The 22,489-nt window shown below is 70.5% G+C and carries 20 protein-coding genes and 1 pseudogene; 13 read left to right on the top strand and 8 right to left on the bottom strand.

Annotated features, from left to right (window positions below; genetic code table 11):
• The 3 genes and pseudogenes from OXS49_RS15885 to OXS49_RS15875 form a co-directional block, all read right to left on the bottom strand.
• Nucleotides 1-325: pseudogene (locus OXS49_RS15885) on the bottom strand (hypothetical protein); the annotation flags it as partial.
• A 108-nt stretch (nt 326-433) separates the two neighbouring features.
• Nucleotides 434-826 (bottom strand): hypothetical protein, encoded by a 393-nt coding sequence (locus OXS49_RS15880; RefSeq protein WP_244004487.1) that lies wholly within the window; start codon nt 824-826, stop codon nt 434-436.
• A 68-nt stretch (nt 827-894) separates the two neighbouring features.
• Nucleotides 895-1,836, bottom strand: a complete 942-nt coding sequence (locus OXS49_RS15875) for a protein-methionine-sulfoxide reductase heme-binding subunit MsrQ (protein ID WP_267425532.1) — start codon at nt 1,834-1,836, stop codon at nt 895-897.
• A gap of 192 nt (nt 1,837-2,028) precedes the next feature.
• Between OXS49_RS15875 and OXS49_RS15870 the strand changes: the two genes are divergently transcribed.
• The 12 genes from OXS49_RS15870 to OXS49_RS15815 all read left to right on the top strand — a co-directional run bounded on the left by OXS49_RS15870 (nt 2,029) and on the right by OXS49_RS15815 (nt 16,765).
• Entirely contained in the window at nt 2,029-3,039 is a 1,011-nt protein-coding gene (locus OXS49_RS15870; protein WP_244004491.1) for an aldo/keto reductase, read from the top strand.
• 81 nt (nt 3,040-3,120) lie between these two features.
• Nucleotides 3,121-3,417: a type II toxin-antitoxin system RelB/DinJ family antitoxin gene (locus OXS49_RS15865; protein WP_244004493.1), complete on the top strand. Its 297-nt coding sequence runs from the start codon at nt 3,121-3,123 to the stop codon at nt 3,415-3,417.
• 49 nt (nt 3,418-3,466) lie between these two features.
• Entirely contained in the window at nt 3,467-3,757 is a 291-nt protein-coding gene (locus tag OXS49_RS15860) for a type II toxin-antitoxin system YafQ family toxin (protein WP_267425546.1), read from the top strand.
• Between the two features lie 255 nt (nt 3,758-4,012).
• A complete protein-coding gene (gene rimP, locus OXS49_RS15855; RefSeq protein ID WP_244004495.1) occupies nt 4,013-4,777 on the top strand; it encodes a ribosome maturation factor RimP in 765 nt (254 codons plus the stop codon).
• Between the two features lie 65 nt (nt 4,778-4,842).
• On the top strand, nt 4,843-6,483 hold the full coding sequence (nusA, locus tag OXS49_RS15850) for a transcription termination factor NusA (RefSeq protein ID WP_267425525.1): 1,641 nt from the start codon (nt 4,843-4,845) through the stop codon (nt 6,481-6,483).
• Nucleotides 6,484-6,505: 22 nt separating this feature from the next.
• A complete protein-coding gene (locus OXS49_RS15845) occupies nt 6,506-7,228 on the top strand; it encodes an RNA-binding protein (protein ID WP_267425523.1) in 723 nt (240 codons plus the stop codon).
• A 76-nt stretch (nt 7,229-7,304) separates the two neighbouring features.
• Nucleotides 7,305-10,247 (top strand): translation initiation factor IF-2, encoded by a 2,943-nt coding sequence (infB, locus tag OXS49_RS15840; protein WP_267425522.1) that lies wholly within the window; start codon nt 7,305-7,307, stop codon nt 10,245-10,247.
• 105 nt (nt 10,248-10,352) lie between these two features.
• A complete protein-coding gene (gene rbfA / locus OXS49_RS15835) occupies nt 10,353-10,796 on the top strand; it encodes a 30S ribosome-binding factor RbfA (RefSeq protein ID WP_244004504.1) in 444 nt (147 codons plus the stop codon).
• A 54-nt stretch (nt 10,797-10,850) separates the two neighbouring features.
• Entirely contained in the window at nt 10,851-11,879 is a 1,029-nt protein-coding gene (gene truB / locus OXS49_RS15830) for a tRNA pseudouridine(55) synthase TruB (protein ID WP_267425518.1), read from the top strand.
• Nucleotides 11,880-12,074: 195 nt separating this feature from the next.
• Nucleotides 12,075-13,469, top strand: coding sequence for a dihydrolipoyl dehydrogenase (locus OXS49_RS15825; RefSeq protein ID WP_267425544.1), 1,395 nt, complete (start codon nt 12,075-12,077; stop codon nt 13,467-13,469).
• A gap of 75 nt (nt 13,470-13,544) precedes the next feature.
• Nucleotides 13,545-16,160: a histidine kinase dimerization/phosphoacceptor domain -containing protein gene (locus OXS49_RS15820; protein ID WP_267425515.1), complete on the top strand. Its 2,616-nt coding sequence runs from the start codon at nt 13,545-13,547 to the stop codon at nt 16,158-16,160.
• Nucleotides 16,161-16,174: 14 nt separating this feature from the next.
• Nucleotides 16,175-16,765 (top strand): biliverdin-producing heme oxygenase, encoded by a 591-nt coding sequence (locus OXS49_RS15815; protein WP_267425542.1) that lies wholly within the window; start codon nt 16,175-16,177, stop codon nt 16,763-16,765.
• Between the two features lie 10 nt (nt 16,766-16,775).
• On the opposite strand, the gene OXS49_RS15810 is transcribed toward OXS49_RS15815, so the two are convergent.
• Nucleotides 16,776-17,669, bottom strand: coding sequence for a LysR family transcriptional regulator (locus tag OXS49_RS15810; protein ID WP_267425513.1), 894 nt, complete (start codon nt 17,667-17,669; stop codon nt 16,776-16,778).
• Nucleotides 17,670-17,765: 96 nt separating this feature from the next.
• Between OXS49_RS15810 and OXS49_RS15805 the strand changes: the two genes are divergently transcribed.
• Nucleotides 17,766-18,212: a DMT family transporter gene (locus OXS49_RS15805; RefSeq protein ID WP_267425511.1), complete on the top strand. Its 447-nt coding sequence runs from the start codon at nt 17,766-17,768 to the stop codon at nt 18,210-18,212.
• Nucleotides 18,213-18,217: 5 nt separating this feature from the next.
• Here OXS49_RS15805 and gmk read toward each other — a convergent pair whose 3' ends face one another.
• From gmk to mutM, 4 genes are all read right to left on the bottom strand, one after another.
• On the bottom strand, nt 18,218-18,880 hold the full coding sequence (gmk, locus tag OXS49_RS15800) for a guanylate kinase (protein WP_267425509.1): 663 nt from the start codon (nt 18,878-18,880) through the stop codon (nt 18,218-18,220).
• 39 nt (nt 18,881-18,919) lie between these two features.
• Nucleotides 18,920-19,777 carry a YicC/YloC family endoribonuclease gene (locus OXS49_RS15795; protein ID WP_267425540.1) on the bottom strand — a complete coding sequence of 286 codons (858 nt, stop codon included), beginning with the start codon at nt 19,775-19,777 and terminating at the stop codon, nt 18,920-18,922.
• Nucleotides 19,778-19,959: 182 nt separating this feature from the next.
• The gene (gene mltG, locus OXS49_RS15790) at nt 19,960-21,357 is read right to left on the bottom strand and encodes an endolytic transglycosylase MltG (RefSeq protein WP_267425507.1); all 1,398 of its coding nucleotides are present in this window, start codon (nt 21,355-21,357) and stop codon (nt 19,960-19,962) included.
• 163 nt (nt 21,358-21,520) lie between these two features.
• Entirely contained in the window at nt 21,521-22,411 is an 891-nt protein-coding gene (mutM, locus tag OXS49_RS15785; RefSeq protein ID WP_267425505.1) for a bifunctional DNA-formamidopyrimidine glycosylase/DNA-(apurinic or apyrimidinic site) lyase, read from the bottom strand.
• Between the last annotated feature and the right edge of the window lie 78 nt (nt 22,412-22,489).

The following is a 22,489-nucleotide window of genomic DNA, read 5'->3' as shown; positions in this document are numbered from 1 at the left end:
GAGGCGGCGGGGGCGGGCCGCGCTCGAAGCTCGGCTCGTCACAGACCCGCACCCGGCGCACGACCGGCGCGCCGTCCGGATCGAACCGGCGCCGGACGAATTCCCGGCATGCCTCGGGGGGCGCCGCGGTGAAGCGCGACCCGCGGAACTCCGGCTCGGGACGCGGCGGCGGCGGGGGGCGATGCTCGGGCCCGTCCTCCTGAACCGGGCCGCCCCAGCGGTGCTCCGGTGGATAGGGACCATCGAAATCGGCAGCCAACGCCGGGCCGGCGGCGAAGAGCAGGGCTAGAAAACCGGTACGGATGGGGAGACGACGGGCGGGCACGGGTGGCCTCGGCGTGATCGGGCGCGCGGGGATCGCGGCCATTCACAGGAGGTTGCGCCTAGCGGCCTGAACCGCCGCCAGAGCGCCTGTTGGCCGCCGTTCAGCCGGCTACTTCTGCATCGCGTTCACTTCGCACTGCGCGTACTCGCCGCTCGCCTTCACGTAGGCGTTGAGCTTCTGCAGGTAGGCGTCGGCGATGGGCCGGAAGGCCTGCGCCTGCAGGTTATAGGCCTTGATCGCGTCGTTGTAGCTGTAGGCCTCCCAGCCCGGGCAGCCCTCCTTGGCGTCGAGGCAGGCCGGCTTATCCGGCAGCGCGGGTTTCGCTGGGCGCGCGGAGGCGGGCGGCGGCTCGGGCGGGGTGCAGGTTGCGACCGCCGGAGCCGCAGCCGGGGGTGCGGCCTTGGCGGGCTTCGCGGCGGGGGCCGGTGGCGCCGCATTCGGGGCCGCCTGAGCGGCACCGGGTACGAGCAGGCTCGCGATAAGGAGAAGAGTGCCGCGCATGGCGTCCTGACAAGCTCCGCTGCGGCCCGGACCGTCGATGGAGGGGGCCGGTCGCGGGTTCTGCGGCATCAGGCCTGCGGCGACAAGGGTTCCGGCACCGCTTCCTTGGGGGCGGGCCGCCGCGCCGGGGAGGCCGGCCGTCCGCCTGAAGACTGCCCCACCGTCCGTGCCGTCTTGCCGCGCACGAGGGCCGTCGCCGGCAGGACCAGGCCGACCGCCAGTACCCACCAGGCGGGTCGGATCGGGCCTGAAAAATCCAGATTGGCGGCGAGCACGAGGCTGGCCGGGACGCCGCTGGCAAGCCCATACCACGCCGCCTCCAGGGCCGCGGTGGCGAGCCCGGCAACGACCGCGAGCAGCAGAAGCGACCAGGGCCGCTCCGGCCATTTGAACCGCCGCATCACCCGCCAGCCCATCAGCAGCAGGAACAGCCCGGCCGAGAAGACCGGGTCGCTGACGTCGATCTTCGATTGCAGGAAGTAGTGGACGAGCGCCAGCACCGCGATCGTGTAGACGAGCCGGTGCAGCCGGTTCCAGTTCGAGCCGAGGTTGCGGATCGCCGCATCGGTCGAGGTCAGCCCCAGGGCGATCAGGCCGATCAGCGCCACGAAGCCGATGGTCAGATAGAGCCGGAGCGCGATCTCGGAGACGATCTTGGTGAGAATCAGGTTCTGATCGACGGCGTAGAGGGTGAGGTGGGCCACCGCGTAGGCCATCACGGTGATGCCGAGCATGCGCCGGACCACCAGCACCTTCGGCCATTCGGCGATGCGGCGCAGGGGCGAGATCGCCAGGGAAAACAGCAGGAAGCGCACCGCCCATTCGCCGGTGGCGTGGATCAGAGCGGTGATCGGCTTGGCGCCGAGCGCGTCAAGCCGGTAGGCGGCGGCGAGGTACAGGGCCGGCGCGATGCAGCCCGCGAACACCGCAAGCTTCAGCCATGAGAGGCGTCCGGCCCGGTCGAGCCAGGGGAGGGGGATGCCGAGGGAGCCGGCGAGGCGGTCGGTCATGGCTGGCGAACGGGGCTTTGATCGGTGGATGGAGCGCGAACAGGCCCCCGGGAACGGCTGCCTTGGGGCGTGGGTGCCGTCACGGGTCGGTTCGCCGTGGGGCCGCTACGGTTACAGGCCGGGTTGACCTGTGTGGTTGACCTCGGCCGCGCTGCGGCGAGATAGCGGGGCGACGGACACCGGATGGATCCCATGCAGTACCGCAATCTCGGCCGCTCCGGCCTCAAGGTCTCGCCGATCTGCCTCGGCACGATGATGTTCGGCGGCCCCACCGACGAGGCCACCGCCGGCCGCATCGTCGCCAGCGCCCGGGAGGCGGGGGTCAACTTTATCGATACGGCCAACGTCTACACGGAGGGCCGTTCGGAGGAGATCACCGGACGGGCCATCGGGCCTGAGCGCAACGCCTGGATCCTGGCCACCAAGGTCGCCAATCCGACCGGGCCGGGGGTCAACGATCGCGGCCTGTCGCGCGTCCACGTGATGAAGGCCGCCGAGGACAGCCTGCGCCGGCTCGGGACCGATGTCATCGACATCTACTACCTCCACAGGGAGGACCACGACACGCCGCTGGCCGAGACCGTGCGCGCGATGGCCGACTTGGTGCGGGCCGGCAAGATCCGGCATTTCGGCGTGTCGAATCACCGGTCCTGGCGGGTCGCCGAGATCTGCCGACTCTGCGACGAACTCGGCATCGACCGGCCGGTGGTGAGCCAGCCCTACTACAACGCCTTCAACCGCATGCCCGAGACAGAGCACCTGCCGGCCTGCGCGCATTTCGGGCTCGGCGTCGTGCCGTACTCGCCGCTCGCCCGCGGCGTGCTTACCGGCAAGTACGATCCCGACGCGCCGCCGCCGGCCGAATCCCGCGCCGGCCGGCAGGACACGCGGATGATGCAGACCGAGTGGCGGCCGGAATCCCTGCGCATCGCCCGGACGCTCAAGGAGCACGCCGAGGTCCGCGGCATCACGGCCGGCCAGTTCGCCACCGCGTGGGTGCTGAACAACTGCCTCATCACCGGCGTCATCGCGGGGCCGCGGACGGAGGCACAGTGGCAGGAGTACCTCGGCGCCCTCGACTACGCCTTCACCCCCGAGGACGAGGCGCTGGTGGACGGGTTCGTGGCGGCGGGGCACCCGACGACGCCGGGCTACAACGATCCGGCCTATCCGCTCGAGGGGCGGGTGCCGCGGAGCGGCTGATCGCAATCAGCCAAGATCCTTCCGGCGTCGTCATTGTCGGCTCGGTCTGCCGTGGTACAATTCGGGCGCAGGAGGAGGCCGATGGCGTCCGCTCAAACAAAGGCCAAGACGAAGCCGGCGCCACGGACCAGAGCCGTCCGGGTGCAGGTCGATGCGCAGGTGAAGCTGGAGGCCGAGGCCGTCCTCGGCGCGGTCGGTCTCTCCCTGTCCGAGGCCTTCCGCCTGATGCTCCATCGCGTGGTAGCCGACAGGCGCCTGCCCTTCGATCCGCTCGTCCCCAATGAGGAGACGAGCGCGGCCCTGCGGGCCGATCTCGCCGGCGACGTGATCCATGTCGGCAATCCGTCGAACCTCCTCGCGGCCCTTGACGCCGACTGACGACCCGGCCGCGCCGGACTCTGCCACGCGCAGCAAACGTGATGTCGTTATCACCGGGCAGTTCAAGAAGGACATGAAGCGCGAGCAGAAGGGGCGGCATCGTGCAACGGTGCGGGCCGACTTGCTCGCAGCGGTCAATCTGCTCGCCGATGATCACCCGCTTCCACCGCACATGGTCGATCACCCGCTCGGTGGCACATGGAAGTATCACCGCGACTGCCACATCAAGCCGGATCTGGTCCTGATCTATCGAAAATCTGGTGAGCCATCGGACCCGGCGGCTGAGCGACCCAAGCTGCATCTCGTCCGTATCGGGTCGCATAGCGAACTCGGACTCTGAGCGCCCTCGTCTGAGCGTAGGCATCAGACATCAGTCCCATCGCGCTGCGAGAAGAGGGCCGGCCGGCATTCCGGCACCCTTGCGCTCCTGTCGATCCGCGGCTATCTAGCCGTCAACAGTTCTGATGGCAGTCGAGAGGCTGCGGTTCGGGAGTGGGCCCCACCGGGTCCGCTCTTTTTTTTCGCCGCACGTCTTTTTCGCCGCACAGCGCGGGCGAGCCACGCAGAACGCCGCGAAGGGTGTTCACCACCACACATGTCGTCCGAGATCGAAGCGGATCTGTCCGAGAAGCGTCTCGTCCGAGAGACGGGGGTCGCCGCGCGCGTCGCGCAGGCGATCGAGGGGCCCCTCCAGGGCCTCGGCTTCCGGCTGGTCCGGGTGAAGGTCAACAACATCAACGGCTGTACCGTACAGATCATGGCGGAGCGGCCGGATGGCAGCTTCACCATCACCGACTGCGAGGCGGTGAGCCGCACGATCTCGCCGCTCCTCGATGTCGACGATCCGGTGGGCGGCGCCTACAATCTGGAAGTGTCCTCGCCGGGGATCGACCGACCGCTGGTGCGGGTCTCGGATTTCGCCCGCTGGGTGGGGTACGAGGCCAAGGTCGAGCTGAGCCCGCCGCTCGACGGCCGCAAACGCTTTCGCGGCATCCTTTGCGCGCCGGATCCGGTGGGGCTCACCGTCCCGATCGATCTGCCCGATGTGAAGGAAGGCCTGCCGAGCCGGATCGACCTGCCGCTGAAGGACCTCGCCGAAGCCCATCTCGTCCTGACCGACGAGCTCATCCGCGAATCGCTCCGCCGCGGTGGTCCGCCCGCCGACGACGAGGCCGACGAGGCCGAGGACGGCGAGCCCGCCGAGGAAGATGCGACGCCGCCCGCGCGCGGCCCGTTCCGCCCGCAGGGGCCGAAGAAAGCCAGCCCGGCAGCCAAGCCCAAGCATCCGGTCCGGACCGGTCCGAAGAAGGCGGTCGTGACCAAGGCGTCCCGGATCAAGGATCGCGACTCGCTGCACTGAGACCTCAAGCGTCGACCGCCCCGCGGCCGGCTCGAAGATTTGACGGAAGAGAAGGACCGACACCGATGGCCGTCGTCAGCGCCAACAGGCTCGAACTCCTCCAGATCGCCGACGCGGTCGCCCGCGAGAAGGTGATCGACCGCTCCATCGTGATCGACGCGATGGAGGAAGCGATCGCCAAGGCCGCGCGCTCCCGCTACGGCGCCGAGACCGACGTTCACGCCGAGATCGACAACAAGACCGGGGCGTTGCGCCTGTCGCGCCACCTCCTGGTCGTCGACGAGGTCGAGAACGACGCCCGCGAAATCACCCTGGATCAGGCCCGCCGCTACAATCCGGGCGCGCTGGTCGGCGACGTGATCTCCGACACCCTGCCGCCCTTCGATTTCGGGCGCGTGGCCGCGCAATCGGCCAAGCAGGTCATCGTCCAGAAGGTGCGCGACGCCGAGCGCGCGCGCCAGTTCGACGAGTACAAGGACCGGATCGGCGAGATCCTCAACGGCATCGTCAAGCGCGTGGAGTACGGCAACGTGATCGTCGATCTCGGCCGCGGCGAGGGCATCGTGCGGCGGGACGAGATGATCCCGCGCGAGACCTTCCGGCCGGGCGACCGCATCCGCTCCTACCTGTTCGACGTGCGTTCGGAAGTCCGCGGCCCGCAGATCTTCCTGTCGCGCTCGCATCCTCAGTTCATGGCCAAGCTGTTCGGCCAGGAAGTGCCCGAGATCTACGACGGCATCGTGGAGGTGAAGGCGGTGGCTCGCGATCCGGGCTCCCGCGCGAAGATCGCGGTGATCTCCCGCGACGGCAGCATCGACCCGGTCGGCGCGTGCGTGGGCATGCGCGGATCGCGCGTGCAGGCGGTGGTCGGCGAGCTTCAGGGCGAGAAGATCGACATCATCCCGTGGTCGGAGGACGAGGCAACCTTCATCGTCAACGCTCTCCAGCCCGCCGAGGTGGTGAAGGTGGTGCTCGACGAGGAGGCCGACCGCATTGAGGTGGTGGTGCCGGACGACCAGCTGTCGCTGGCGATCGGCCGCCGCGGCCAGAACGTGCGTCTGGCCTCGCAGCTCACCGGCTGGGACATCGACATCCTGACCGAGGCCGAAGAATCGGAGCGCCGCCAGAAGGAGTTCGCCGAGCGGACCCAGGTGTTCATGGAGGCGCTCGACGTCGACGAGACCGTCGGCCAGCTCCTTGCCGCGGAAGGCTTCCGGAACGTCGAGGAGATCGCCTACGTCGACACCCAGGAGCTATCCGGGATCCAGGGTCTCGACGAGGAGACCGGCGCCGAGATCCAGGCCCGCGCGCAGGACCACCTCGCACGGATCGAGCAGGAGCACGATGCCCGCCGCACCGAGCTGGGCGTCGCCGACGAGTTGCGCGAGATCGAGGGCGTCACCACGCCCATGATGGTGGCGCTCGGCGAGAACGACGTGAAGTCGATCGAGGATCTGGCGGGCTGCGCCACCGACGACCTCGTCGGCTACACCGAGGGTCGCGGCCCCGAGGCCGTGCGCCACGCGGGCTATCTCGACGGATTCGACCTGTCCCGCGCCGAGGCCGAGGCCCTGATCATGGCCGCCCGTCTCAAGGCCGGCTGGATCGAGGCCCTGCCGGAGCCGGAGGCCGAGGAGGGTGCTGAAGAGGGGGCCGAAGACGGGACCGAGGGCGAGCAGACCGCCCCCGCCCAGGCCGAGGCCTGAGAGTCCCGGCGGCGGAGGCGCGGTGAGCGAGGTCGAGGTCAACCCGCCCGAGGGCGGACCGGAAGGCGAAGGGCTGGATGCCGGCCCCGGCCGCCGCGCGCCCGAGCGGACCTGCATCGTCACGCGTGCCGCTCAGGCGCCGGACGCGATGATCCGGTTCGTGCGTGGGCCGGATGGGCGGGTCGTGCCCGACCTGCGCGCCCGGCTGCCAGGCCGCGGCGCCTGGGTCAGCGCCCAGCGGGACACGGTCGCTACGGCCGTGCGGAAAAACCTGTTCGCCCGGGCCTTCAAGGGGCCGGCCCCGGCCGATCCCGATCTGCCAGACCGAATCGCAGTCGGGCTGCGCGCGGATCTGCGGCAGGCCATCGCACTCGCCAACAAGGCAGGCTGCATCGTGGCAGGCTTCTCGAAGGTCGAGGCGGCGATCGGCGGCGATCCCCGCGCAGTTGCGGTGATCCACGCCGCGGAAGCCAGTGCGGACGGTCGGCGCAAGATCGCGGCGGCCTTGTACCGGCGCCACGGTGAAGCCATCTCAAGGATACCGATCATCGATGACCTGTCCGAAGATGAATTGGACATGGCCTTAGGTCGGGATCATGTGATACACGCTGCGCTCGTCGCAGGAGCCGGAGCCGCCGGCTGCCTGTCGCGTTGGCGTCGGCTACGCTCCTTCGAGGGCGCCGCCGCGGCGACCGGGGAGCCCGATCCAGCCCGAATCGGCGGGATCGACGAAGCCTCACGTTGACGACGCAGGAATGATCTGACTGGCGCCACCGGGCGTCGGTTCACGGGACGATGGAAACCCTCAGGGTTCAGGCTGAATGAGCGATACGAATAACCCGGGCGACAAGACTCTGAATCGGACTTCCCCGAAGCCGCTGTCCCTCAAGCGGCCGATCGAGGCGGGAACCGTACGTCAGAGCTTCTCCCATGGCCGCTCCAAGCAGGTCGTGGTCGAGACGGTGAAGCGCCGCGTCATCGGCGCAGCGCCGGCCGCCCCGGCGCGTGAACCTGCCCCGGCGCTGCGTCCGGCCGCCCCCGCGCCGACGACGCCACCGCCGCGTCCGGCCCAGCGGGCAGCCTCGGGCGTCGTGCTTCGGACTTTAAGCGAGCAGGAGAGCGCTGCCCGCGCAGCCGCGCTGGCCGATGCGCAGCGCCGCGAGGCCGAGGCACGCCGCAAGGCGGAAGCCGAGGTCGAGGCGCGCCGCAAGGAGGCCGAAGAGCAGGCCCGTCGCGAGCGGGAGGCCGCCGAGGCCCGCCGCCGCGAGGAGGAAGAGCGCAAGGCCGCCGCCGCGGAAGCCGCGCGGGCCGCCGAGGAGGCAGCCAAGCAGGCCGCCGCCGAGGCTTCGAAAGCGGCAGCCGCCGCGCCTGTTTCGGAGGCCCCTGCTGCTGCAGCACCTGCCCCGGCCGCTGCAGCCAGTCCGGCGCCTGCGCCCGCGCAACCGGTGGCGACATCGGCACCCGCTCGCCCGGCTGCCGCCGCTACGCCGGCCCGCCCGGCGCCTCCGCGCCAGCCGGCTGGTGCCCGTCCGGCGGCGCCGGCCGCCACAGCCGCGCCCGCCCCGCGTCCGCCGCTGACACCGCGGCCGTCGACGGGTGAGCCGCGTAAGACCATCACGGCTGATTCGCGCAAGCCCCGCGACCTCAACTTCATGGCCCGCCCGGCCCCGGCGCCCGAGCCCGAGAAGAGCGCGACGCCGACCACGGCGGCGCGTCCCGCTGGCGCCGGCGCGGCGGCGCGCCCCGCCGGCCGCGCGACCCAGACCAACGAGGACGAGTCCGAGACCAAGCGGGTGATCCGCCGTCCCGGCATGCCGCTCAAGATCATCGCACCGCCCAAGACCCCGAAGTCGCCGGGCGGCGACCGCAACCGCGGCCGCCTGACCATCGCGACGGCCACGTCGGGTGAGGACGAGCGCACGCGCTCGGTGGCGTCGTTCCGCCGCCGCCAGCAGCGCATGAGCGGTCGCGGCCATGTCGAGCAGAAAGAGAAGCTGTCCCGCGAGGTGACGATCCCCGAGTCGATCACCATCCAGGAACTCGCCAACCGCATGTCGGAGCGGGCCGTGGACGTGATCCGGATGCTGATGAAGCAGGGCGAGATCCACAAGATCACCGACGTGATCGACTCGGACAGCGCGCAGCTCATCGCCGAGGAGCTCGGCCACACGGTCCGCCGCGTCGCCGAGTCCGACGTGGAAGAGGGTCTGTCGTCCGACGAGCCGGATCTGGAGGAGGATCTCGATCCCCGTCCGCCGGTGGTCACGATCATGGGTCACGTCGATCACGGCAAGACCTCGCTGCTCGATGCGATCCGCAAGGCGAACGTGGTCGATGGCGAGGCCGGCGGCATCACCCAGCACATCGGCGCCTATCAGGTCGCGTCGCCGTCCGGCGACATGATCACCTTCATCGACACCCCGGGCCACGCGGCGTTCACGTCGATGCGCGCCCGCGGCGCCAAGGTCACCGACATCGTGGTGATCGTGGTGGCGGCCGATGACGGCGTCATGCCCCAGACGATCGAGGCCATTCAGCACGCCAAGGCGGCCGGCGTCCCGATGATCATCGCGGTCAACAAGATCGACAAGCCGGATGCCAAGCCGGAGCGGGTCCGCACCGAGCTGCTCCAGCACGACATCCAGGTCGAGTCGATGGGCGGTGAGACCCTCGAATTCGAGGTCTCGGCCAAGACCGGCGACGGTCTGCCGGAGCTTCTGGAGGGTATCCAGATCCAGGCCGAGATCATGAACCTGCGCGCCAACGAGAAGCGCGACGGTGAGGGTACGGTCATCGAGGCACAGCTCGATCGCGGGCGTGGTCCCGTGGCGACGGTCCTGGTCCAGCGCGGAACCCTGTTCACCGGCGACATCGTCGTGGCAGGCGCCGAGTGGGGCCGCGTCCGCGCCCTGATCGACGACCTCGGCGACAACGTGCAGTACGCCGGGCCTTCGGTTCCGGTGGAGGTGCTGGGCTTCAACGGCACGCCCGATGCCGGCGACCGGGTGACGGTGGTCCCGAGCGAGGCGCGTGCCCGTGAGGTCACCGAGTACCGCGCCCGTCAGAAGCGCGAGCGTCAGAATGCGCGTACCGGCGGTGCCAACCGCTCGCTGGTCGACATGATGCGCGACCTCAAGGAAGGCGCCGGCCGCAAGGAACTCCCGGTCGTCATCAAGGGCGACATGCAGGGCTCCGTGGAGGCGATCTCGGGTGCCCTGGAGAAGCTCGGCAACGACGAGGTCGCGGCCCGAATCCTTCTGGCGGGCGTCGGCGGCATCACCGAGTCGGACATCACCTTGGCGCAGGCCTCCAAGGCGGTGATCATCGGCTTCAACGTGCGTGCCCTCAAGGAGGCCCGCGAGGCCGCCGAGCGCGCCGGCATCGAGATTCGCTACTACAACATCATCTACGACCTCGTGGACGACATCAAAGCCACGCTGTCGGGCATGCTGCCGCCGACCCTGCGGGAGGAGCGCCTCGGCGAGGCGACCATCCAGGAGGTCTTCGAGGTCTCGAAGGTGGGCAAGGTCGCGGGTTGCCGCGTTCAGGACGGCATCGTGGAGCGCGGCGCCTATGTCCGCCTGATCCGCGACAGCGTGGTGATCCACGAGGGCAAGCTGAAGACGCTCAAGCGCTTCAAGGACGACGCGAAGGAAGTCACTTCCGGCCAGGATTGCGGCATGGCCTTCGAGAACTTCGAGAACATGCGCGCGGGTGACACGATCGAGTGCTACCGGGTCGAGGAGATCCGCCGCACCCTCTAAGGCTCCGGACCCGTCCGGACAGGGCGGTCGCGGCACCTGCCGCGGCCGTCTTTTCTTTTTTCAGGACGTGAGCCGGCCACCTGCGGGGCGCCGGCCCGAGACAGAATGGCCCAGAAACCGACTACCACCGGCCCCTCGCAGCGCCAGCAGCGCGTGGCCGAACTCATCCGCCATGCGCTCGCAGAGGTGCTCCAGCGCGGCGACATCCAGGACCCTGTGCTCGGTACGCATGTCGTGACCGTGCCGGAGGTGCGGATGTCACCCGACCTGAAGCTCGCGACCGCCTACGTGATGCCGCTCGGCGGCCTCGACGAAGCGCCGGTGATCGCTGCCCTGGAACGGCACCGGAAGGTGCTGCGCCAGGAGGTGGCACGGCGGGTGAACCTGAAATTCGCGCCGGAGCTGCGTTTCCGTCGCGACGAGACCTTCGACGAGGCGGCGCGGATCGACCGGCTGCTGCGGGACGAGCGCGTGCAGCGCGACCTCGATCACGGCCAGGACGGCGACGAGCAGGACGGCGGCGAACCGGAGACCGGGCCGGGGCATTGACCCCGAAAACCGAACGAGAATGGGACGGGGCACGACCCCGGGGGACGCGAGGACATGACGGTTTCCATCGAAGATCATCCGCTGGGCGAGCGCCCGGCCGGCGGCTCGGCCGGCGAGCGCCGGCCCCCGGAGGGCCGTCGCCCGCAGCGTGGACCACGCCCCGACCGCCCCAAGCGCCAGGACGTGTCGGGCTGGGTGATCCTCGACAAGCATGTCGGCATGACCTCGACCCACGCAGTCGCGGTGGTGAAGCGTGCCTTCAACGCCAAGAAGGCCGGCCATGCCGGCACCCTCGATCCGCTGGCTTCCGGCATCCTGCCGATCGCGCTCGGCGAGGCGACCAAGACTGTTCCCTTCGTGATGGACGGCCGCAAGGCCTACCGGTTCACGGTTCAGTGGGGCGTCGAGACCGACACGGACGACGCCGAGGGCCGTCCCGTCGCGACCAGCGAAGCCCGGCCGGATCGCGCCGCGGTCGAGGCCGCGCTGCCGGCCTTCGTGGGCGCCATCGAGCAGGTGCCGCCGCGTTACTCTGCGATCAAGATCCAGGGCGAGCGCGCCTACGATCTCGCCCGGGAGGGTGAGATCGTGGAACTCGTCGCCCGTCCCGTGCAGATCGACCGACTCGCTGTGATCGAACATGACGGAGAGCGGACCGTGATCGAGGCGGAGTGCGGCAAGGGCACCTATGTCCGCGCGCTCGCCCGGGATCTCGGTCGGATGCTCGGTTGCTACGGTCACGTGGCGGCCCTGCGCCGGACCCGTGTGGGACCGTTTTCCGAAGCCGAGTCCTGCCCGGTCGCCACCCTCTCGGAGGGCACCCCCGAGGCGGCACTCGCCTATCTGCGCCCGGTGGAGACGGCGCTCGACGCGATCCCGGAGGTCGCTGTGTCCCGGGATCTCGGCCTGCGCCTGATGCGTGGCCAGCCGGTGATCCTGCGCGGCCGGGATGCCCCCGTGGAGGGCAAGGCCTTCGCCACCTGTGCCGGCATCCTGGTCGCCGTCGGCGACGTCGAGCGCGGCGAGCTGGTGCCGCATCGGGTGTTCCACCTCGGCGGAACGGCGCCCGGCCGCGGGGTGTAACGCTGCCGCCGCGCCCCCGATCGAGCGGCAGCGATTCCCCTTACCCCCGCCGGGAGGGGGGATGTCGCACCGCACATTGGTCCGGCTGCGATCCGAGCTGCCCGTAGGCACCTCAGTCTAGGTGAGGCTCGTGCGCGCAGGCGGAACGAACCTCAGCCGTAAGACTTGGGCCCCGGCAGGTGATTCGGGGGAATGATGGGCGAGCTGGTGTGCGACGTCGCGGTGATCGGCGCCGGAACAGCCGGGCTGGCCGCCTATCGCGCCGCCACCGAAGCCGGCGCCCACGCCGTCCTGATCGAGCGCGGCCCCGGCGGCACGACCTGCGCGCGGGTCGGTTGCATGCCCTCCAAACTGCTGATCGCCGCCGCGACTGCCGCCCATGCGGCGCGCAACACCGATCTGTTCGGAATTCGTGTGCGGGAGGTCGCCGTGGACGGACCCGCCGTGCTGGCGCGCCTCCGCGCCGAGCGCGACCGCTTCGTCGGCAGCGTCCTCGAGGGTCAGGACGACTTGCCGGAAGACGCGCGCATTCGCGGCAGCGCCCGCTTCGTGGACGCCCGGACGCTCGCAGTCGGAGAGGGCCTGCGGATCCGGTTCCGGGCCGCCATCATCGCCACGGGATCGAGCCCGATCGTGCCGGGGCCCCTGCGCGGCCTCGGCGATCGCCTCCTCACCACCGATACCTTGTTCGAGATGCCCGATCTGCCGGACTCGCTGGCCATCCTGGGGGCCGGCGCGGTCGGGATCGAGATCGCTCAGGCGATGGCCCGGCTCGGTGTCGCCGTCACGGTGATCGACGCGGGCGATACCATCGCGGGTCTGAGCGAGCCGCATCTCACCCGCCAAGCGGCCGGGATCTTCGGCGCCGAGATGAACTTGAATCTCGGCGCCACGCTGGTGAGCGCGGAGCCAGAGGGCGACGGGGTCCGCCTCGACTGGACCGATCGCCAGGGACACGGGCAGGTGACGCGGGCCGCGATGGTGCTGGCCGCCGCCGGCCGCGCGCCGAACCTGGACGATCTCGATCTCCCCGCGGCTGGCCTGCGCCTCGGCGCGGACGGCGTCCCGAACTTTGACCATAGCACCCAGGTTTGCACCGGAGCGCCGATCCTGATCGCAGGTGATGCCGATGCCTGGCGGCCGGTGCTCCACGAGGCGAGCCGCCAGGGCAGGATCGCCGGCACCAACGCCGCGGCCCTGGCGGCCGGGCGGCCGGTCCAGGCGGTGGCGCCCTGGACGCGCCTCGCCATGGTGTTCACCCATCCGCAGGCCGCCGCCATCGGTGCCCCCTACGATCCGGGTGCTGACAACTGCGTGATCGGCGCGATGGATTTCTCCGATCAGGGCCGCACCCGCGTTGAAGGACACAACCAGGGCGGCCTCCGGTTCTGGGCCGATCGGGACGGACGATTGCTCGGTGGCGAGATGCTTGGCCCCGCCGTGGAGCACCTCGCCCACCTTCTCACCTACGCGGTCGCGGACGGGCTCACGGCCCAGGATGTGATCGAGCGGCCGATCTACCATCCCACAGTTGAAGAAGCACTGACGACCGCTCTGACCGACATGACACGAACGAAAAACCAGTGTTGATCGTGTCGCGATCCCGAGCATTGCGCTCGACCGATCTCACCGCCATACCCGTTCGATGAGCTGATTGGGTTCCTGATGCCGCCGAGTCCGGCCGACGACAGCACGATTGACCTCGATGTGCTCGCGCCCGACGCGATCGACCGCCTGGATCAGGGGGTGATCGGTCTGGACGCCGCCGGCGCGGTTGTGGCCTTCAGCGAGGGCGCGAGTGTGCTTTCGGGCTTCGCGCGCGAGGCCGTGCTCGGACGCGACTATTTTCGCGACGTGATGCCCGGGGCCAACGTCCCGAATTTCCGGGGGCGCTTCCTCGCTGGTGCACGCCGCGGCGCCCTGGACGAGCGCTTCGACTACGTGTTCGGCCGGGTGCCGCAGCCGCTGCGGGCCCGGATCCACATGCGCCACGGGATTATGGCGGGCGGTCCGCCGGTGACATGGCTGACGATCGATCCGATCGAGAGCTTGGGGGCCGGCCAGTCCCGGGAAGCCGTCCTGGCGGCGATCGGGCGTCGGGTCCGGGCCGAGCCGGTGGATGCCAGCCTGTGCGAGCGCGAGCCGATCCATATCCCGGGCTCGATCCAGCCCAACGCCGTGATGCTGGCGGCCGATGTCAGCACGCTGATCGTGCTCGCCTACTCGGCCAACATCGATGAGATCGTCGATCCGATCGTTCCGCCCCTGGCGGGGCGCCCCCTCGGGGAGATCCTGCCCGCACCCTTCGTCGAGACCGTCCGGCGTCGGCTGGCGGACCAGACACTCGATGACGGCCGCTCGGTCCGCGCCCGGCTCCCCCTGCCGGGCCGCGACGCGACCTATTATGCGGTCGCCCACGCCCATGCCGGACGCGTGATCGTCGAGCTGGAGCTGGAGCCGGACTCGGCCGCCGATTTCGCCACCGCCAGCCAGGTCGATACGGAACTCGCCGTCGGACGCCTGCGCACGGCCGAGACCCTGACGGATGCCGCCCGGATCGCCGCCCTGGAGATCCGGGCGCTCACCGGCTTCGAGGCGGTGCTGGTCTATCGGTTCGACGTGGATTGGAACGGCGAGGCGGTGGCCGAGGACAAGACGCGCGACTGGTCGCGCAGCCTGCTCGGCCTGCGCTTCCCCGCCTCCGACATCCCCGCCCAGGCCCGCGCACTCTACACCAAGGCCAAGAGCCGCTTCGTGATCGACCGCGACAGCGTGCCGGTGGGGCTTGTCTCGGCCGCGGGCGCCGGCAATGGCCCGATCGACCTGACCTTCGCCCAGCACCGGACGCTGTCGCCGATCCACCTGGAGTATCAGCGCAACCTCGGCGTGAACGGCTCCATGTCGATCTCCATCATGGTCGACGACCGGCTCTGGGGCCTGATGATCGGGCATCATCGCCGCCCGCACTACGTCACGCCAGAGACCCGCTCGGCCGCCACCGTGCTGACCGATGCCTTTGCTATGCGGGTGCAGGAGATCGAGTCGCGCCGCCTCTGGGCCGAGCGGCAGGCGCATCTCGATGTCGAGGGCCGCCTTGTGCGCCGCTTGACCCGCTCCGACGACTTCGTGAGCGCCCTGACCGATGGTGGGACTACGCTGCTCGATCTGTTCAGCGCCACGGGCGCCGGCATCGTCTCGGGCGGGCGGGTCACGCTGATCGGCCGCACGCCCCCGGCGGATCGGGTCACGGCGATCGCGGACTGGCTGCAGACACAGGTGCCGGCGGGCGAGTTCAGCTACAGCAGCAGCAGCTTCACCGCCGACTATCCGGACGCGGCGCCGCATCGGGAGATCGCCAGCGGGCTGCTCGCGAGCTTCGTGGATCAGTCGCGCGAGAACCTGCTCTTCTGGTTCCGCCCCGAGGTGCCCAGCACGGTCACGTGGGGCGGCGATCCGCGCAAGCCGGTACTGGCCGGCAGCGGTCCGGTGGCGGTGCTGCCGCGGCGCTCGTTCGAGCGCTGGGTCGAGGAGCGGACCGGCTTCGCGGCCCCCTGGGCCGAGTGGCAGATCCAGCTCGCCGGATCCCTCGCGGAGGCGGTGGAGGGCGTGGTTCTGCGCCAGCGCCGCAAGATCGACGAGCTGACCGGCCTGCTCGCCGAGAAGGAGCGGTTACTGGAGCAGAAGGATCTGCTCACCCGGGAGATCGACCACCGGGTCAAGAACTCCCTGCAGATCGTCTCGGCCTTCCTGCAGATGCAGCGTCGCCAGATCTCCGATGGTGAGGCCCGTCAAGCCTTCGCCGACACCTCGGCCCGGGTGATGAGCGTCGCCCGGGTGCACGATAGCCTGTACCAAGCCGAGCGCGTGGACGAGGTCGATCTCGGCCAGACCCTCGAGAGCCTGTGCAACGACCTCGCGGAACTCGCGGGCGAGGGCCATGCGGTCGATCTCACCGCCGAGCCGGGCCTGATGGTGCCCTACCGCAAGGCGGTGGCGCTCTCGCTCATCGCCACGGAACTCGTGACCAATGCCTTCAAGTACGCGGCGAAGCCAGCCGGCGGCGGTCGCGTCGAGGTCAGCGTCTCGGCCTCCGGCCCCGGCGAGGTGCGGCTGCGCGTCTGCGATGATGGCGCCGGCCTGCCCGATGACTGGACCAACGCCAAGGCCCGCGGCAAGGGTTCAGGGCTCGGCATGAAGCTGATCCGGGCGATGCTCGAACAGATCAACGCCCGGCTCGACGTCGCCAACAATCCCGGCGCCTGCTTCACGATCACCGCGTGAGCCCCGCCAACCCGATCCGGCGCGACGGCCTGCACGCGCGTCTCCGTGCGGCCACCGACCCGGCCCACCGGGCGTTGGAAGCCGGCCTCGATTGGCAGGCGCGGGTCGCAACGCTTGCGGGCTATCGCGACCTGCTGGCCCGGCTTCACGGCTTCCACGCCACCTGGGAGCACGCGATCGGCGCGCAGCTCGCCGACGAGCCGTTCCTGGCGCCCCGGCGGCGCCTGGCGCTCCTGGCGGCCGATCTCAACCATCTCGGCCTCCCCCCTGCGGCGGTCGCGGCGCTGCCACGGCCGGGTTCTGTCCCGCTCCTTGGTCCCGCTGCGGCGACCGGGGCGCTCTACGTGCTGGAGGGCTCGACCTTGGGCGGCCAGCTGATCGGCCGGCACATCGCGGGCCTGCACGGCCTCAGCGAGAGGGGGCTCACTTATTACCGCGCCCACGGTCCGCGCAACGGGGCGATGTGGTCCGCTTTCCGGACGCGGCTGGACGCATTCGGCGATGATGCGGAGGCGGAGGCGACGCTGACCGGTGCAGCGGTGGCGACCTTCGCGGCGATGCGGATATGGCTCTGCGCGCCGCACGGGGTGCCGGCCGCAGGCTGACCCCGCCAGATCATCGGCCTACCAACGCGTCCCGCTCCGCCTTCAGGTGGTCGATCAGCCGCTCGGCGAGGCGGCTCGTCGGCCGACCGGCCGGGCGCAGCAGCAAAGTTTCGATCTGCAAAGCGGGCCGGAATGGCCGCAGCACGATCGGCAGGCCGCTCAGTTCCCGTGCCGGCAAAGGATCGACGATCGCGATGCCCAGTCCCTGCGCGACGAGCCCGCAACGCGCGGCGGTGTATTCGGCCATCAGGGCGAAGTGCGGCGTCACGCCCGCGGCCGCGAAAACCGCCTCCACGGCCGGCTGCACGGATCCGGATCCGCCAGCAATCAACGGCAGCCCGGCGAGATCCGTGACGGTCACGACGCGCCTGGCCGCGAGGGCGTGCCGCCGCGGCAGCGCGCAGACAGCCGCCAGGTTGAGGAACGGTTCCGCCTCCACCGCCGCGTAGCCCGATCGGGGCCGTGCGAGGCCGAGGTCGCACTGGCCCGACGCCGCCCAGGACCAGATCGTATCGGGGCTCGGCACATGAACCGAAACCCGCAGGCCCGGACTTTCCGCGTCGAGCCGCCGGAGCGCCCGGGGCAGGAGCCGTGAGGCCAGGGAAGGTTGGCAGGCGATCCGCAGCGAGCCGGTTCCGCGCTCCCGGATCCGCCGGGCGGCGTGGTCCAGGTGGTCCAGACCCGCGAAGGTCTGCACAACCTCATGGGCGAAGGCCTCGCCCTCCTGGGTCGGGATCGCGCTGCCGTGGCCGCGGACGAAGAGCGGGAAGCCGAGATCCGCTTCCAGCTGAGCGATGGCGCGGCTCACATGGGGCTGACCGATCCCCAGGGCCTGCGCGGCCCGGGTCATGCCACCGTGGCGGATAACGGCACGGAACAGGTCGAGATGGGCCGGATTGATCATGCCGATCCTGCATCGACTCGCAGCGTCCGGACATTTGACGGCATGGGCCGATGCGGCTGTCAATGGCGGCCCGATCCAACCCGTGAAGGTTCGTCGATGCTCGCCCTTGCCCTTTCCGCCCTGCTCGCCGTCCTGGCGGGCGCCGGTCTCGTCGTGCAGCAGATCCTGAACGCGAACCTGCGCACCGGGCTCGCATCGGCATCCTGGGCTGGGGTGGCCAGCTATACGGTTGGCCTCGCCTGCATGGCGCTTCTGGCCGCGGTCCTGCGCGATCCCCTGCCGGCCGCGAGCATAGCGGGCCGCATCCCCTGGTGGACCTGGAGCGGTGGGCTGTTCGGCGCGCTCTTCATCGGACTCGCCATCGTACTGGTCCCGAAGCTCGGCGCTGCGACCTTCTTCGCCCTGCTGGTAACGGGCCAGATGCTCGCCTCGGTGCTGTTCGACCAAATCGGCCTGCTCGGCCTCGCGCAGCGGCCCATCGACCTGCCGCGCCTCCTCGGGGTCGGGCTCCTGATCGGCGGCGTCGTGCTGATCCGCCGGTAGGGACCTTACGGCGTTTCGGCCAGCAGCCCGTCCACAAAGGTCGCAAGACCGGTCCGGCGGGCGCGCTTCAGCCGCTCGGCCGCCAGGATCCCCTGGAGGGCCCGGAAGGCGTTCTGCAGGTCGTCGTTGACGATGACGTAATCGTACTCGACCCAGCGCTGGATCTCGGTCCGGGCGTTGGCGAGGCGCTTCTCGATCGTCTCGGCCGAATCCTCCGCCCGGCGCTCGAGGCGCTGGCGCAGCTCCGCCAGGCTGGGCGGCAGGATAAAGACCGTCACCACGTCCTGGGCGAGCTTGGCCCGCACCTGCCGCGTGCCCTGGTAGTCGATGTCGAAGATCATGTCCCGGCCGGCGCCCAGCACCTTCTCCACCGGGCGGCGGGGCGTCCCGTAGAAATTGCCGTGGACCTCGGCCCATTCGAGCAGGTCGTCGCGGGCGCGCAGGTCTTCGAAGGCCTCGCGTTCGATGAAGTGGTAGTGCTGGCCATCGATCTCGGAGGGGCGCCGGGCCCGGGTGGTCACCGAGATCGACAGGTCGAGTGCCCAGGCGGGGTCCTGCGCCACCGCCCGCGTGAGCGTGGTCTTGCCTGCCCCGGAGGGCGAGGACAGGATCAGGATCAGCCCGCGCCGGGCGATGGTTTCGGAGACGGTTCCGGCCGGCTCGGTCATCGGCGTGGCTCTGCGGTGTTGCGCATCCGTACCCTCACGTCACTCGATGTTCTGGACCTGCTCGCGGAACTGCTCGACCACGGCCTTCAGGTCGAGCCCGATCCGCGACAGGCCGATGTCGTTGGCCTTGGCGCACAGGGTGTTGGCTTCCCGGCCGAATTCCTGCGCCAGAAAATCCAGGCGTCGGCCGACCGCGCCGCCGGTCGCCAAAAGCTCGCGGGCGCTCACGAGATGGGCCCGGAGCCGGTCGAGCTCCTCGCGCACATCCGCCTTTCCGGCGAGCAGCATCGCCTCTTGATGAAGCCGGTCCGAATCGAGGCCGGTGCCGCCGAGCGCCGCGACGGCCGCTTCCAGCCGGGCGCGCACCGCTTCGGGCTGCCGGGCGGGACTGTCCTCGGCGGCCTGGGTCAGCGCGGTGATCCGGTCGATTTGGGCGGTGACGACCTGTTGCAACTGGCGCCCTTCGGAGCCGCGCGCCGCAATAAGATCCGCCACCAGCCGGACCGCCCCTTCGGTCAGATCCCGGGTGAGGGCGTCGCTGTCGGCCGTCTCGTCCTCGACCTCGACGACGCCGCGCAGGCCGAGCAGCCCGTCCATCGTGGCGGGGGCCATGCCGTCGGGGACCGGCACCCGCGCCACCGCCTGCGCGAGGCCCGCCAGCAGCGCCTCATTGATCCGCACGCGCGCGGCCGTCTCCGGCTTGGTCAAGGTAAGGGTCAGCTGGCACTGGCCGCGGGCGAGCGCCTTCTGGAGCGCGGCGCGGGCGGCCTCGCCCGGCCCGTCCTGGCCGGCCGGTACCCGGACGCGCACCTCAAGGCTGCGCCCGTTGACGCTGCGGACTTCCCAGACCCAGTGCACCGGCCCGGTGGTGCCCGCCGCCCGGGCAAAGCCGGTCATGCTCGCGATCTGGGCCAAGGCGAACCCCGTTGCGGTGAAGATCGGCGCCTGTAGCACGGATCGTCCCACCGGGAAGAGGCGCCGGCGGGGTTCTTCCGGGGTAACCGACCCTGAAAGCAAAGGAGCGTGGTCGGATCCTGCTCAGCGCTGCGGATCGGGCCCCGGCGGGTATTCTTCGCCCCTCAGCGTCGGCCCTTGGGCGCGGGCGTCGGCGCTGCGAGCGCCGGCACGGACTTCGGCGAGCCCAGATCGTAGCTGCGGTTCTTCAGCGGATCCAGCCGCGTCCCCTCGGAGGCGTCGAAGGCCCGGCTGCCCGGCGTGCCGGTTTCGAGGAAGGCCGCGTTCGTGCTCCCCCCGTTGTCACCGGGCGCATAGGCCGAGGCCCGGCCCGGCGTCCCCGGATCGGGGCCCGGCTCGACCTTGTCGACGGCGTCCGGCGGCGCCTGCCGGCTCTTCTCGACTGCCCGCCAGCGGGCGACGTTGCGCTGATGCGCCTCCAGCGAATCGGCGAAGGCGTGGCCGCCGGTGCCGTCCGCCACGAAGAAGAGATCCTTGGTGCGGGACGGGTTGGCCACCGCCTCCAGGGCGGCTTTGCCGGGATTGGCGATCGGGCCCGGCGGCAGGCCCTCGATCACGTAGGTGTTGTAGGGGGTCGGCCGGTCGATCTCGGAGCGCATGATTCCGCGCCCGAGGGTGCCGCGCCCGCCCACGAGGCCGTAGACGATCGTCGGGTCCGATTGCAGCTTCATCCGCTTGTTCAGGCGGTTGATGAACACGCCCGCCACCCGCGGCCGCTCGTCGGCCCGGCCGGTCTCCTTCTCGACGATGGAGGCGAGGGTGACCATCTCGGCCGGTGTCCGCACCGGCACGTCGGCGCTGCGGCGCAGCCAGATCTGGTTCAGCACCTCGCGCTGCTTCGTCTTCATCAGATCGACGATCTTCTGGCGCGTCGCGCCGCGCTCGAACTTGTAGGTGTCGGGCAGGAGCGAGCCCTCCGGCGGGATCTCGTTGATCTCCCCGGTGAGCACGTCGTTCTCGTTGAGCCGCGTGACGATCTGCTCGGAGGTCAGGCCCTCCGGGAAGGTGATGGCGTGCTGGACCTGCCGGCCGGTGGCGATCGTGTCGAGCGCGTCGGCGATGCTGGCATGGGCCTTGAACATGTATTCGCCGGCCCGGAGCGCGGGGCGTCCGCCGAAGCGGGCGGCGAACTCGAACAGGCCGGTATGGTCGATCACGCCCTCGCGCTTCAAGGCGTCGGCGATCTCGCCGGTGCCGCTGGGCGGAATCACCACGACCTTGTCGCCCGCAAGCGGCCCCGCCTCGCGCACCTGCCGCTGAAACAGCGTGATGCCGATCATCGCCGCGATGGCGATGACCACCGCGAAGGTCAGCGCGCCGCTGATGACGCCGACGAAGCTGCTGCGCTCACGCTCGGGGCGCTCCGGGGGCGGCGGGGCGACGGTCGGCTTGATCGCCTCGCTGGGCGAGCGCGGCGAGAGCCGCTGCGGCAGGGCAGGCTCGTCCGTCGGATCCCGCACGATGCGTTCGGGCGCGGACGTCTTTGAGCGGCGGAAGAACATCGGGATCCTGTCTGGGTCCGCGCGACCCGTCACGCGTCGCGGGCCGGGATCGGCTGCCCGCAACCGGGTGCGCACGTCGAGGTTTGAGACCCTAGTCGGGTTTGTGGCGAAAATGCCGTTCCGCGGCATCCAAGGGCCGGATCGCCGCCATCGGACCGGGCCGTCAGCCGGGCGGTTGGCAGGTCGCGCACAGGAAGGTCGAGCGGTTGGCCTGCACGATGCGGGTGATGGCGCCGCCGCAGCCGGGCCGGGTGCAGGCGAGGCCGACCCTGTCGTAGACCCGGAAGGCATGCTGGAAGGCGCCCGAACTGCCGTCGGTGTGGGCGTAGTCGCGCAGCGTCGAGCCGCCGGCCTTCACGGCCGCCTCCAGCACCTGCACGATCGCCTTGGCCAGGGCATTGGCCTTGGGTGTCGGCCGCCCGTCGGGCCGGGCGAGGGTTCCGGCCGGAGCCTCGGGATGCAGGCGCGCCCGGTGCAGGGCCTCGCAGACGTAGATGTTGCCGAGCCCCGCGATCAGGCGCTGGTCGAGCAAGGCGGCCTTCAGCGGCGTGATCTTGTGGCGGAAGAGCCCCGCGATCACCGCGCCGGTGAGCCCGTCGAGGGGCTCGACGCCCATCCGGGCGAAGTGGCGGCAGGTTTCGAGATCGCGGCTCGGGACGATGTCCATGAACCCGAAGCGGCGCGCGTCGTTGTAGGTGACGGTGGCGCCGGTGCTCATGGCCATCACCACGTGGTCGTGCTTGGGCGTGCCCTGTGCCCCCTCCAGGTAGAAATCCCCCGGTGAGAGGTTGCTGCCATCGGGCAGGGCCACATCGAACCGGCCGCTCATGCCGAGATGCATGATCAGCGTCTCACCGGAATCGAGGCTGGCGGCGAGGTACTTCGCCCGGCGCGCGAGGCCCGTCACGGTGCGGCCCTCCAGCCGGGCGGCGAAGCGCTCGGGGAAGGGGAAGCGCAGGTTGGGCCGGCGCAGGGTGACGCGGCTGAACCGGGCCCCGACCATGGCGGGCTCCAGCCCCCGCCGCACCATCTCGACCTCGGGAAGCTCCGGCATCTCACTCGCGGCTCGCGGCGCCTCGTGCGCCAGCGTTCGGATATCGGCGGGATCGGCCCATGCCGCAACGGCTCAGGC

The sequence above is a fragment of the Methylobacterium sp. GC_Met_2 genome (assembly GCF_026540795.1).
Taxonomy (GTDB): domain Bacteria; phylum Pseudomonadota; class Alphaproteobacteria; order Rhizobiales; family Beijerinckiaceae; genus Methylobacterium.
This window is presented reverse-complemented; position numbering and strand designations above follow the sequence as displayed.